Source organism: Gordonia insulae (assembly GCF_003855095.1).
Classification (GTDB): domain Bacteria; phylum Actinomycetota; class Actinomycetes; order Mycobacteriales; family Mycobacteriaceae; genus Gordonia; species Gordonia insulae.
Genome location: NZ_CP033972.1, coordinates 3,235,928 through 3,248,122, shown reverse-complemented (window position 1 = coordinate 3,248,122; position 12,195 = coordinate 3,235,928). Strand labels below are relative to the sequence as shown.

11 protein-coding genes are annotated in these 12,195 nt (G+C 67.6%); 6 read left to right on the top strand and 5 right to left on the bottom strand.

Annotated elements, in window-relative coordinates; all coding sequences use genetic code 11:
- Positions 1–59 precede the first annotated feature (59 nt).
- Both D7316_RS14740 and D7316_RS14735 read right to left on the bottom strand, forming a co-directional pair.
- Complete coding sequence (locus D7316_RS14740) at positions 60–908, bottom strand: ABC transporter permease (RefSeq protein WP_124708910.1); 849 nt, start codon at positions 906–908, stop codon at positions 60–62.
- A complete protein-coding gene (locus tag D7316_RS14735; protein ID WP_124708909.1) occupies positions 905–1,924 on the bottom strand; it encodes an ATP-binding cassette domain-containing protein in 1,020 nt (339 codons plus the stop codon). The genes D7316_RS14740 and D7316_RS14735 overlap by 4 nt, the downstream gene beginning before the upstream one ends.
- Positions 1,925–2,184: 260 nt before the next feature.
- On the opposite strand from D7316_RS14735, the gene D7316_RS14730 reads away from it, so the two are divergent.
- The 4 genes from D7316_RS14730 to D7316_RS14715 are packed head-to-tail and all read left to right on the top strand — an operon-like array spanning position 2,185 to position 5,250.
- Complete coding sequence (locus D7316_RS14730) at positions 2,185–2,589, top strand: TOBE domain-containing protein (protein WP_124708908.1); 405 nt, start codon at positions 2,185–2,187, stop codon at positions 2,587–2,589.
- Between the two features lie 38 nt (positions 2,590–2,627).
- A complete protein-coding gene (modA, locus tag D7316_RS14725) occupies positions 2,628–3,377 on the top strand; it encodes a molybdate ABC transporter substrate-binding protein (RefSeq protein ID WP_124711354.1) in 750 nt (249 codons plus the stop codon).
- On the top strand, positions 3,374–4,183 hold the full coding sequence (locus D7316_RS14720; RefSeq protein ID WP_124708907.1) for an ABC transporter permease: 810 nt from the start codon (positions 3,374–3,376) through the stop codon (positions 4,181–4,183). The genes modA and D7316_RS14720 overlap by 4 nt, the downstream gene beginning before the upstream one ends.
- Before the next feature lie 8 nt (positions 4,184–4,191).
- Positions 4,192–5,250 carry a sulfate/molybdate ABC transporter ATP-binding protein gene (locus D7316_RS14715; RefSeq protein WP_124711353.1) on the top strand — a complete coding sequence of 353 codons (1,059 nt, stop codon included), beginning with the start codon at positions 4,192–4,194 and terminating at the stop codon, positions 5,248–5,250.
- Here D7316_RS14715 and D7316_RS14710 read toward each other — a convergent pair.
- Together D7316_RS14710 and D7316_RS14705 are read right to left on the bottom strand one after the other, a co-directional pair.
- Complete coding sequence (locus tag D7316_RS14710) at positions 5,244–6,209, bottom strand: adenylate/guanylate cyclase domain-containing protein (RefSeq protein ID WP_124708906.1); 966 nt, start codon at positions 6,207–6,209, stop codon at positions 5,244–5,246. The two genes, D7316_RS14715 and D7316_RS14710, sit on opposite strands and share 7 nt — an antisense overlap.
- A gap of 117 nt (positions 6,210–6,326) precedes the next feature.
- Positions 6,327–7,499 (bottom strand): TetR/AcrR family transcriptional regulator, encoded by a 1,173-nt coding sequence (locus D7316_RS14705; RefSeq protein WP_124708905.1) that lies wholly within the window; start codon positions 7,497–7,499, stop codon positions 6,327–6,329.
- Between the two features lie 129 nt (positions 7,500–7,628).
- Between D7316_RS14705 and D7316_RS14700 the strand changes: the two genes are divergently transcribed.
- A complete protein-coding gene (locus D7316_RS14700; protein WP_124708904.1) occupies positions 7,629–8,840 on the top strand; it encodes an acetyl-CoA C-acetyltransferase in 1,212 nt (403 codons plus the stop codon).
- A 34-nt stretch (positions 8,841–8,874) separates the two neighbouring features.
- On the top strand, positions 8,875–11,046 hold the full coding sequence (locus D7316_RS14695) for a 3-hydroxyacyl-CoA dehydrogenase NAD-binding domain-containing protein (protein WP_124708903.1): 2,172 nt from the start codon (positions 8,875–8,877) through the stop codon (positions 11,044–11,046).
- Positions 11,047–11,195: 149 nt separating this feature from the next.
- Here the strand turns inward: D7316_RS14695 and D7316_RS14690 are convergent, their stop codons facing one another.
- Positions 11,196–12,149: a hypothetical protein gene (locus tag D7316_RS14690; RefSeq protein WP_124708902.1), complete on the bottom strand. Its 954-nt coding sequence runs from the start codon at positions 12,147–12,149 to the stop codon at positions 11,196–11,198.
- Between the last annotated feature and the right edge of the window lie 46 nt (positions 12,150–12,195).

The following is a 12,195-nucleotide window of genomic DNA, read 5'->3' as shown; positions in this document are numbered from 1 at the left end:
GGCGCCCGAAGGCGCCCGCTGATCGTGTGATCCGCAGATCCTGTGGTGGCCGGACGTCGTCAGTCCGACGTCCGCTTGTTGTAGGCGCGCAACGCGAACGGCGCGATCAGGACGGTGAGTGCCACCGACCAGATGAGCGTCGCGAGCTCCGGATGCACCAGCGGCCAGGGCGACCCGGGAGGGGCCACCGGTCCGTTGCCCCACAACACGCGCATCGACTGGATGAGCGCGGAGATCGGGTTCCACTCGGCGATGGTGCGCAGCCAGGTCGGCATTGGTGCGGTCGGCACGAACGCGTTCGAGAGGAACGTCAGCGGGAACAGCGTGGTGAACATGAAGCCGTTCACCGCCTCGACCGACGTGAGCCACGACCCGACGAGGATGCCGAACCAGATCATCGCGAAGCCGAACAGGATGAGCAGGGCGAAGGCCAGGACGGCCTCGCCGAACGTCCCGTGGATGCGCCATCCGATCGCGAGTCCGGTGATCGCCATGACGACGATGCCGATCGACGAGTGCAGCAGGCTCGCGATGCTGCGCCCGATCAGCACCGACGACCTGCGGATCGGCAACGAGCGGAACCGATCGATGATGCCCTTCTCCAGGTCGGCGGTGATACCCGTCGACACGATGAAGGCGGTGAACACGATCGTCTGCCCCATGATGCCGGGGAGCAGGAACTCCTTGTAGGACACGTCGCCGGTGTTGGTGATCGACGCGCCGAACACATACGCGAACAGCAACACGAACATGATCGGCTGGATCGTGACGTCGGAGAGCATCTCCGGCATCCGTTTCGTGTGGATCATGTTGCGTTTCACCATGATCCAGGACTGCTGCCAGATGGACGTCTGGTGGATCTCGGGGCGCTGGGTCACCGAGGTGTCGGTGGTGACGGTGGTGGTCATGCGGTCTGCTCCTCCTCGGAGTCCGTGTCGTCCTCGGCGCGGTGGCCGGTGAGTGACAGGAAGACGTCGTCCAGGCTGGGTCGTGCGAGCCCGAGGTCGTCGACGGCGATGCCGCTCTCGTCGAACCAGGCGACGACCCGGGTGAGGTCGCCGAGGTTCTCGGCCGGGGCGGTCAGGCGGCGGGCGCCGTGGTCGATGAAGACCTCGGCGCCGGTCTTGCGTAGCAATGCCTCCGCCTCGGGGATGTCCTCGGGATCGGAGACGGTAAGGACCAGGCTCGCCGCGCCGGCCTGCTGCTTGAGTTGCAGCGGGGTGCCGTGCGCGATGATTTTGCCCTTGTCGATGACCACGATGTCGTCGGCGAGCTGGTCGGCCTCTTCGAGGTACTGCGTGGTCAGCAGCAGGGTGGTGCCGTCGGAGACCAGGCTGCGCAGCACGTCCCAGAGTTCCTGCCGGCTCCGCGGATCGAGACCGGTGGTCGGCTCGTCGAGGAACAGCACGGGCGGTGCGGCCAGCAGGCTGACCGCGAGGTCCAGTCGGCGGCGCATGCCACCGGAGTAGGACTTGACCTGCTTGTTGCCCGCCTCGGTGAGGGAGAACTGCTCGAGCAGCTGATCGGCCCGCCGCGCGAGTTCCTTGCGGCCGATGCCGTAGAGCCCACCGATCATGCGGATGTTCTCGCGGCCGGTGAGGATCTCGTCGACGGTGGCGGCCTGACCGGTCAGGCCCATGCTGCGCCGGACCATCTCGGGCTGGGTAGCCACGTCGTAGCCGGCGATGGTCGCCGAGCCACTGGTGGGTGGGGACAGGGTGGTCATCATCCGGACGATGGTGGTCTTGCCGGCTCCGTTCGGCCCGAGGAGACCGAGGACCGAGCCTTGGGGGACAGTGAAACTGACACCGTCGACAGCGGTGAAATCACCGAATCTCTTGACCAGATCGACGGCCTCGATGGCGACGTCGCGGGTCGCCTGGTGACCTCGCTGCGCAACGGCGGGAACGGTGGGTGAGCTCATGTTTCTCCACATTACGGTGCAATTCGGACATCCAGCGACCTAATTATTCGGCCGTCGGATGACCCTGATCGGTTCGGTCGGAGGGTCGGCGGGCGTTTGTCGGATGGGCAGAAGGGCAGACCAGCCCGGCGGTCAGAAGTCATCGGTGGTCGGTTGTCACGGTAGGACTTCAGGTCGACTTGAAGTCAACGCTCGAGTGAACGGCCGCATTCATGGGCCTGAGACGCCGATATCTCCGCAGATGCGGATAGAGTGACCGGATGGCTGTCATCAGGGTCCGGGACGCCGCCCGGCTGCTCGGGGTCAGCGACGACACCGTGCGCCGCTGGATCGCGGCAGGAAGCCTCACCGCATCCGGCGGCGAGGGCGAGGTGACCACCGTGGACGGGGCCGAACTCGCCGCCCTCGCCCGGGAGCGCGCCAGCGCCCCGCCGGACACCGACGGCGTCCTCCGGTCGGCGCGCAATCGGTTCGCCGGCCTGGTCACCGCGGTCACCGTCGACGGCGTGATGGCGCAGGTGACGATGCAGTGCGGGCCGTTCGAGGTGACGTCGCTTATGAGCGCCGATGCGGCGCGAGAACTGCAGCTGGCGCCGGGATCGGTCGCCACCGCGGTGGTGAAGGCCACCACCGTGATCGTCGAGACGAAACGAGATGGACTGTGACGAAGGTGCTCCCGAAGAAGGTGCTCGCCTGCGCGGCGATGGCACTGTCGGCGACGGTGGTGGTCGGCGGATGTTCGTCGTCGGAGGAGTCCACGCCGGCCGGCTCGTCGTCGGCGAGTCGGTCGTCGACCCTCAACGTGTTCGCCGCGGCGTCGCTGAAGAAGACGTTCACCGCGATCGCCGATGAGTTCGAGCAGCAGCACCAGGGCGTGAAGGTCACGCTCTCCTTCGACGGCTCCTCGACCCTGGTGAATCAGATCAAGCAGGGTGCCCCGGCCGACGTGTTCGCGAGCGCCGACGAGAAGAACATGGACAAGCTCGGGGAGCAGGCTGTCGACCCCGAGATCTTCGCCACCAACACCCTCGTGATCGTCACCGCACCGGGAAATCCCAAGGGCATCACGTCGTTCGCCGATCTCAACAAGCCCGGCGTCACCACCGTGGTGTGCCAGTCTGCGCAGCCGTGCGGCAACGCCACCGACACCGTGGAGCGCAACACCGGCATCACCGTCGCCGCGGCGTCCGAGGAACAGTCGGTGACGGCGGTGCTCACCAAGGTGACGTCGGGGCAGGCGGACGCGGGCGTGGTGTACGTGACGGATGCCAAGGGCGCCGGCGACAAGGTCGCCACCGTCGTCGACCCCGCATTCGCGGCGGTGGTCAACTCGTATCCGATCGCCACCGTGCAGGGCGCGGCGAACGACGCGATGGCCAAGGAGTTCGTCGACGCGGTGTTGAGCCCGTCCGGCCAGCAGATCCTGGCCGGCGCGGGCTTCGGGAAGCCTTGATACGCAGACCGTCCGGCCCCGCGGGGCTCCCGGCCTGGCTCTACCTTCCCGCGGCGCTCGGCATCACGCTGATCGTGTTGCCGCCGGTCGCGTTGCTCACCAAGACGCCCTGGTCGACGTTCCTCGAGCAGGTCGCGTCGGAGTCGTCGCGTCAGGCGTTGGTCCTGTCGCTGCAGACCGCGGCGGTCAGCACCGTCCTGTGCATCCTGCTCGGGGTACCGATGGCCGTGGTGTTCGCGCGACACGACGGCATGCTCAGTCGAGTACTGCGGTCCCTTGTCCTGCTGCCGCTGGTGCTCCCGCCAGTCGTCGGGGGTATCGCATTGCTCTACACCTTCGGCCGGCTCGGTCTGGTCGGCGAACACCTGCGCGCCATCGGGATCGACATCGCGTTCACCTCGACGGCGGTGGTGCTGGCCCAGACCTTCGTGGCGCTGCCGTTTCTGGTGATCAGCGTGGAAGGTGCACTGCGGGTGGCGGGCACCCGGTATGAAGAGGTCGCCGCGACGCTCGGTGCCGGCCCCACTCGAACCCTCTGGCGGGTCACGATCCCCCTGATCGTGCCGTCGCTGCTGGCCGGTGTGGTCCTCGCCTTCGCCCGCGCCATGGGCGAGTTCGGCGCCACCATCACCTTCGCCGGCAATGCGCCCGGCATCACCCAGACCGCGCCGCTGGCCATCTATGTCGCGGAGATCGACGATCCGCAGGCGGCGATACCGCTGTCACTCGTGCTGGTGATCGTGTCCCTGATCGTCGTCGTCGGAGTGCACACGCGCCGTCGAGGTACCGGGCAGGTGGCATCGTGACCGCCGGCATGCGCGACGGACTGCGGGTGAGCATCGACAATGTGTTGCCGCCGTTGCGGATCGAGCACACCTTCGCCTCCGGCGGCACCACTGCCGTGGTGGGGCCCAACGGCGCCGGGAAGACGACGCTGCTGCGGGTGATCGCGGGCCTCCTTCGAGGTTCCGGTGCGCAGATCGCGGTCGACGGAGTGGTATTGAGCGGCGCGGGGGCGTTCGTCCCCGCGCATCGTCGGGGGGTGGCGCTGCTGTCGCAGGATGCGCGGCTGTTCCCGCACCTGAGCGTGCACGCCAACGTCGCGTTCGCGCCTGCCGCGCAAAGACTTCCGCGTGCCGAGGTCGCCGCACGGGTGACACGCTGGCTCGCCGCCGTGGAGGTCTCCGACCTCGCCGATCGCAAGCCGGGTGAGCTGTCCGGGGGGCAGGCGCAGCGGGTGGCCATCGCGCGGGCCCTGGCCGCGCAACCGCGAATCCTGCTGCTGGACGAACCGTTTCGCGCCCTCGATGTCGATGTCGCCGGACGACTCCGGGCGCTGCTGCGTGACCTGCTCGACGACCGGTCGCGCACGACGATCATGGTCACCCACGATGTCGTCGACGTGGTGACCCTCGCCGACTCGCTCGTGGTGATCGACGACGGCCGCGCCGTCGATAGCGGACCCGTCGCAGCGCTCCTGGCGAATCCGGCCAACGCTTTCGTGGCCCGGCTCGCCGGGTTGAATCTGGTGTCGGGTACATGGGACGGGTCGCGGGTCGTCGCCGGAGGTGGGATGACGGTGGTGGGCATGGTTGCCGAGCCCGTCGTCGAGGGTGGCCATGTCACGGCGGTGTTCGCGCCGGAGGCGGTCGCGGTGTTCCGGTCGCCGCCCGAGGACGCGAGCTTCCGGAACGTCTTCGCGGTGGAGGTAGGTCAGGTGATCCCGCACGGTGACCGGATCATGGTGCGGGGCAACGTCGACGGACAGACGATCAGCGCCGAGGTGACGCGCGCCGCGGTCAGCGAACTGGCGCTCGTCGCCGGTGCCGAGGTGTTCTTCGCGGTGAAGGCGAGCGCGGTACGCGTCTACTGAGGGCCCACGTCGATCGAGGGCTCGCCGTCGACCGGGCCACCGATCTGGCCGTCGTCGAAGTGCCGGTTGAGCTCGAGCGCGCGGGCCTTCAGTCGCTTGTAGCCACGCACGCTCAGGGTGGGCACCGACTTCAGGTAGTACCGCTCATCGGTGACACCGTCGCTCATCGCCTCGTCGACCAGTGTCGTTCCGGGACGGGCGGATCCGGCGAGTCGTGCTGCGATGTTCACCGGCTCGCCGAACACGTCGCCCAGACGGCTCAGCACACGGCCGCGGGCCAGGCCCACCCGGAGCGGCGGAATCCGCTCACTCTCGGACAGTGCATGCAGCGCGACCGCGATGGCGGCCGCGGCCGCGGGATCATGGCAGGTGAACATCACCGCGTCGCCCAGGGTCTTGACGACGTGACCGCCGTTGGCGGTGACGATGTCGAAGGTGTCCTCCTCGAACGACTCGAGCAGGGCCTCGAGCTCGTCGAGTGCGATCCGTCGAGACAGGCTCGTGTAGCCGACGATGTCGGCGAATCCCACCACCAGATCGAGTCGCTCGTCGGAGTCGTGCTCGACGCCGTGCTCGAGCGCGAGCGCGAGATGCCGACGCCAGATGAGCTGCTGGATCTGGCCGAGCGCCGCGCTCATCTGGCCGATGGTCCACGGGACGTCGGGGTTGCGGTCGAGTTCGCGGAGCTGATCGGCCTGCCAGTCCGCCAGTCGGGCCATCGTCTGCCCGATCGCGCGGGCGGTCGCCACCTGGGCGTCCTGCGGCATGGTGGACTCGGAGTCGGCGAACAGTCGCAGGGCGGTGAGGTCGTCGTCGGTGAAGATCTTGTCCGGCGTCGACCGTCGCGCGAAACCGAAAGCGTTCCAGACCTTTTCCGCGTACTCGGGAGAGAGGCCCAGCTCGGCGATCAGTTCGTCGCGGGTGTAACGGGCGGATCTGTCGCCGTCGGGTGCGGTCACGGGTTCAGCATAGAGAACGGGGGCGGTACGCGGTCTCGATACGGCAGCCTCGCTGCGCTCGGTGCCTACTCGACCGGCGGATGGGGTGGGGTGGTTGATTCTGATCGAGACCACGCGTCAGATCGCCAGCACGCCCTTCATCAGATACGCCATCTGTGCACCGAATTCGGGCCGCCGGGTGCCGCGGCGCATGCGGATCGCGTCGTTGACGATGCTCAGCGAGGCGTGCACGTCGACCGCGGCTCGCTCTCGGGTGAGGTCCGGGTCGGCCTCGAGGAGCAGGTCGGTCCACCGCGCCACGTAGCGGCGTTGGACGTCGACGAGATCGGTCGCCGTCGGCTGTCCGGCCAGGGCGAATGAATTGTTGAACGCGACCGACAGATCCGGAGTGGAGGTGATCACGTTGACGTACGAATCCACCAGCAACGCAAGTAGCTTGGCCGGATCGGCGGTGGTGGCCCAGGCTGCCATGACGCCCGCCTCCAGCCGGGTCGCACTGCGCTGGCCGATGCCGAGCAGGATCGCCAGCTTGGAACTGAAGTGTTTGTACACACTCGGTCCGGTGATCCCCACCGCGGCACCGATGTCGTCGACTCCCACACCGGCATAGCCGCGCACCGCGAACAGGGCGGCCGCGGCGTCGAGGATCTCGTCGCGGCGTGTGGGTGGCCCCGCGCTCGGCGGGGGCATCGGCGGTAGCGGGGGCGCACCGGCGGGGCGCAGCGCGATGACCCGGCGGACCAGTGTGTCGATCTCGTCCAGAGCGCGTGCGCTCGACAGGCGGGTGTTGTGCACCGACAGGCTGCCCGCGACGCTGAGGACCGCCCACGCGAGGGTGACGGCTTCCCTGTCGGTGAGGTCGGTGCCCTCGGACAGCGCGGCGGCCCACCGGTGCAGGATCTCCCGCGTGCGCAGGACGACCTCGCGGTTCTGCTCGTCGGTCAGGTGCGCGCTGGCCCACCGCCACAGCGACGTCGCCTCCGGCCGCCGCACGCCGAGGGCGCACACGGCCGCGATCAGATCGGCGGTCGGCGTCGGGTCGGTGCGCAACGCGCGGTCGGTGCAGGCTTCGAGATCGTCGACGCCGGCCAGCACGGCGGCCGCCAGCAGCGACTGCTTGTCGGCGAAATGCCGATACACCGACGGCGCGGTCACCCCGGCCGCCCGCGCGATGTCGGCGAGCGACACCTGCGGGTAGCCGCGCTCGAGGAACAGCGTCGCAGCGTGCTCGACGAGCTGTCCCTTGCGGTCGGCGGGCCGCGTGCGCCTGCTGGGTTTCGGGGTAGACATGGTGAATCGACCATAGCGCATGTTTTGCGTCGCTAGCGACCACCTGACCACCCGGTATGGCCAAACAAGTTATTCCGCGTTAGCCTGGGGGAGGTAACCACACATGGTTCATGCGAAAGGAACATCAACGTGGCTGATCAAGCGTTCATCTACGAGGCGATCCGTACGCCCCGTGGCAAGCAGCGTGGGGGCTCGCTCCACAGCGTCAAGCCGGTCGACCTGGTCTCCGGCCTGATCAACGAGGTCCTGGCCCGGCACGGCGGCCTCGATCCCGCCGACGTCAACGACGTCGTGCTCGGTGTCGTGTCGCCGGTCGGCGAGCAGGGCGCCGTCATCGCCCGTACCGCCGCACTCGTGAGCGGTCTGCCGGAGAGTGTTCCGGGCACCCAGATCAACCGCTTCTGCGCCTCGGGCCTGGAGGCCACCAACCTGGCCGCGGCCAAGGTCGCCTCCGGCTTCGACGACCTGGTGCTCGCCGGTGGCGTCGAATCGATGTCCCGCGTGCCCATGGGCTCCGACGGTGGCGCACTGTTCACCGACCCGGCCACGGCGTACGACAACTACATCGTTCCGCAGGGCATCGGTGCCGACCTGATCGCCACCATCGAGGGCTTCAGCCGCGAGGACGTCGACGCATTCGCCGCCGAGTCGCAGGAGCGCGCCGAGAAGGCTTGGTCCGCAGGCTATTTCGCGAAGTCCGTGGTCCCGGTCCGCGACATCAACGGCGTCATCGTGCTCGACCATGACGAGCATCGTCGTCCGGGCAGCACCGTCGAGAGTCTCGGCAAGCTCAAGCCCGCCTTCCAGGCGCTGGCCGACATGGCCGGTTTCGACGACGTGGCGCTGCAGAAGTACCACTCGGTCGAGAAGATCAACCACGTGCACACCGGCGGCAACAGCTCCGGCATCGTCGACGGCTCCGGCCTGGTGCTGCTCGGCAGCGAAGAGGCCGGCAAGCGCAACGGGCTCACCCCGCGCGGCCGCATCGTCACCTTCGCCGAGATCGGCAGCGAGCCGACCATCATGCTCACCGGCCCCACCCCGGCCACCGAGCTGGCCCTGAAGAAGGCCGGACTGACCGTCGACGACATCGACGTCTTCGAGCTCAACGAGGCGTTCGCGTCGGTCGTCATGAAGTGGATGAAGGATCTGAAGATCCCGCACGAGAAGGTCAACGTCAACGGCGGCGCGATCGCCATGGGTCACCCGCTCGGCGCGACCGGCGCGATGATCTTCGGCACCTGCCTCGACGAGCTCGAGCGCACCGGCGGCCGCTACGGCCTGGTCACCCTGTGCATCGGCGGCGGTATGGGCGTCGCGACCATCATCGAGCGTCTCTGACCCGTCCACTTCACAGAAAGAATCGTCGAAACACATGAGTGACAACATGTTCAACTGGGAGAAGGACGCCGACGGCGTCGTCATCCTGACCATGGACGACCCCAACCAGGGCGCCAACACCATGAACGAACTGTTCATGACCTCGCTGCCCACCATCGTCGATCGCCTCGAGGCCGAGAAGGACGACATCACCGGTGTCGTCATCACCTCGGCCAAGAAGACCTTCTTCGCCGGTGGCGACCTCAAGGACATGACCGCGGAGCGGACCCAGTCCAAGGAGGAGGTCGCGACCGCGATCACCGAGCGCACCAACGCCATGAAGAAGGTCATGCGCCGTCTGGAGACGCTGGGCAAGCCGGTCGTCGCCGCCATCAACGGCGCCGCCCTCGGCGGTGGCCTCGAGATCGCCCTGCACACGCACTACCGCGTTGCGGCCGACGTCAAGGGTGTCCAGATCGGTCTGCCCGAGGCGACGCTCGGCCTGCTGCCCGGCGGTGGCGGCGTGGTCCGTACGGTCCGACTGCTCGGCATCCAGAACGCCCTCATGGGTGTGCTGCTGCAGGGTCAGCGCTTCAACCCGACCAAGGCCAAGGAGACCGGCCTGGTCGACGAGGTCGTCGGCTCCGTCGAGGAGCTCCTGCCCGCCGCCAAGGCGTGGATCAAGGAGAACCCCGAGGCACAGCAGCCGTGGGACAAGAAGGGCTACAAGATGCCCGGCGGGGCGGTCACCAACCCGTCCTTCGCCGCGAACCTGCCTGCGCTGCCGGCGTTGCTGCGCAAGCAGATCAAGGGTGCGAACATGCCTGCGCCGCGTGCCATCCTGGCCGCCGCGGTCGAGGGTGCCTACGTCGACGTCGACACCGCCGACATCATCGAGACCCGGTACTTCGTCTCGCTGGTCACCGGCCAGGTCGCGCAGAACATGATCAAGGCATTCTTCTTCGATCTGCAGCACATCAACGGTGGCGGCTCGCGCCCCGAGGGGATTCCGAAGTACCAGGCCCGCAAGGTCGGTGTGATCGGCGCCGGCATGATGGGCGCGGCGATCGCCTACGTGTCGGCCAAGGCCGGCATGGAGGTCGTGCTCAAGGACATCGACCTCGACGCCGCCAAGCGGGGCAAGGGCTACTCGGAGAAGCTCGAGGAGAAGGCGCTCTCGCGTGGCAAGACCACGCAGGAGAAGAGTGACGCTCTGCTCGCGCGGATCACGCCGACGATCGATCCGGCCGACTTCAAGGGTGTCGACCTCGTCATCGAGGCCGCATTCGAGTCGGTCGAGGTGAAGCACAAGGTGTTCCAGGAGATCGAGGACGTCGTCGAGCCGGACGCCATCCTGGGTTCCAACACCTCGACCCTGCCGATCACCAGCCTCGCGCAGGGTGTGAAGCGCCAAGAGGACTTCATCGGCATCCACTTCTTCTCGCCGGTCGACAAGATGCCGCTGGTGGAGATCATCCGCGGTGAGAAGACCTCCGATGAGGTGCTCGCCAAGGTCATCGACTACACCCTCGCGATCCGCAAGACCCCGATCGTCGTCAACGACAGCCGTGGGTTCTTCACCAGCCGCGTCATCGGCACCTTCGTCAACGAGGCCATCGCGGCCGTCGGCGAGGGTGTGGAGCCGGCGTTCATCGAGCACGCGGGCACGCAGGCCGGTTACCCGGCGGCGCCGCTGCAGCTGATGGACGAGCTGACCCTGACCCTGCCGCAGAAGATCCGCAAGGAGACCGAGGCTGCGCTCAAGGCCGAGGGCAAGGACGTCCCGCAGCACGGCAGCAACGCCGTCGTCGACTGGATGGTCGAGAACGGTCGCACCGCCAAGAAGGACGGCAAGGGCTTCTACGAGTACGACGAGAACGGCAAGCGCGCCGGTCTGTGGCCGGGCCTGCGCGAGCACTTCAAGTCGGGTAGCACGCAGATCCCGTTCGAGGACATGCAGGAGCGCATGCTCTTCGCCGAGGCCCTCGAGACCGTCAAGTGCTTCGACGAGGGTGTGCTCACCTCCGTGCCGGACGCCAACATCGGTTCCATCTTCGGTATCGGCTTCCCGGCGTGGACCGGTGGTGTCATCCAGTACATCAACCAGTACGAGGGTGGCCTGCAAGGCTTCGTCGATCGTGCCCGTGATCTGGCGAGCAAGTACGGCAAGCACTTCGAGCCGCCGCAGTCGCTCGTCGACAAGGCCGCCCGTGGAGAAAAGTTCTAGGGCTGAGCTGAGAAAGCCCCGGCCGGATTCGTTCCGGTCGGGGCTCCTTGTATTCCGCTCACGATGTGTGCTTCAGCTCACGCTCTTCGTTCCCGCTCACCCGGTCGGGTGAGCGGGAACGAGAAAGGTGCGCGGAGTGACCGGCCGGCTCACGATGCGAGCGCGTCGGGAGAGAGCCACGGACGCAGCAGCGCGATCAGTCCACCACGTTCGAGGACGGACCATGTCCAGCGCACAACGATGAGCCCGTGCGCACGGAGAGCATCCTCACGCACCTTCTCGCGGATGACAGCATCGGCCACGCTCTCCCCGGGGCGACGCAGTCGGCCGTACTTCTCCAGTCCGTCGAACTCGCCGACGACCCCCGCCCGCTCGCCGTCGGCTTGCCAGTCGAAGTCGCTTCGGTATGTCGTTGTCCCGCAACGGAATCTGTGCTGCAGGCGCGGGGAGGCGACGCCGGCGTCGATCATCTGCGCGCGACTCCACGATTCGCCGACGGATTCGGCCAGCGCATCTGACAGGGGCAGTGCCCGCCGGGCGGCGGCGATACCGCGACGACGTCGCCTTGCGAGGATCTCGGCCATCTGCTCGGCGTCCGCGCCGAGACGTTTCGCGCTGTCGAACACCGTCAGTGCCTGTGCAAAGGTGCCGCCGCACGCGATGTCCACGGCGGCCCGCTCGATGCTCGTCGCCCGGATGCCGTCGATGTCGACGATCTCGGTGGGTAGCAGGACGCCCGCGTGGATGTGGCGAAGTGTTCGCTTCGAACCGCCAGACGCGCGCCCGTTGGTGACGTGCACGAGGTCTCGGTTCGGCTTGAGTAGCGGCAGCTTGTGCATTGCTGCAGCGGATTCGTGGCTGAGCGGAAGGGTGACCTCCCCGACGAACCCCGACGTCGCGGTCGCCACCGAGCGCAGGCGGTACAACTCGTCGGCCCCGCTCGGACCCGTGAACGAGTCGCTGTTCACCACGAATGCGCCGGGTGTCAGACGCAGCAGGTCCTTGCGTCGGATCGCTGCCGCGAGGTCGTCGTCGGAGATGTCACGAGTCAGGGCGGCCTCGCGGCGGACGATGCCGAATCGATCGGTGGGGTAGATGGCCACGCATTGTTGGACGCAGACACATCGCGGACGGTTCCAGGTCGACACT

What these genes read in the sequence shown, in the direction of transcription:
- D7316_RS14730 (WP_124708908.1), top strand. Translation starts at nt 2,185, where the DNA reads ATGGCTGTCATCAGGGTCCGGGACGCCGCCCGGCTGCTCGGGGTCAGC.
- D7316_RS14695 (WP_124708903.1), top strand. Translation starts at nt 8,875, where the DNA reads ATGAGTGACAACATGTTCAACTGGGAGAAGGACGCCGACGGCGTCGTC.
- D7316_RS14705 (WP_124708905.1), bottom strand. Translation starts at nt 7,499, where the DNA reads ATGTCTACCCCGAAACCCAGCAGGCGCACGCGGCCCGCCGACCGCAAG.
- D7316_RS14735 (WP_124708909.1), bottom strand. Translation starts at nt 1,924, where the DNA reads ATGAGCTCACCCACCGTTCCCGCCGTTGCGCAGCGAGGTCACCAGGCG.
- D7316_RS14715 (WP_124711353.1), top strand. Translation starts at nt 4,192, where the DNA reads ATGCGCGACGGACTGCGGGTGAGCATCGACAATGTGTTGCCGCCGTTG.
- D7316_RS14740 (WP_124708910.1), bottom strand. Translation starts at nt 908, where the DNA reads ATGACCACCACCGTCACCACCGACACCTCGGTGACCCAGCGCCCCGAG.
- modA (WP_124711354.1), top strand. Translation starts at nt 2,628, where the DNA reads ATGGCACTGTCGGCGACGGTGGTGGTCGGCGGATGTTCGTCGTCGGAG.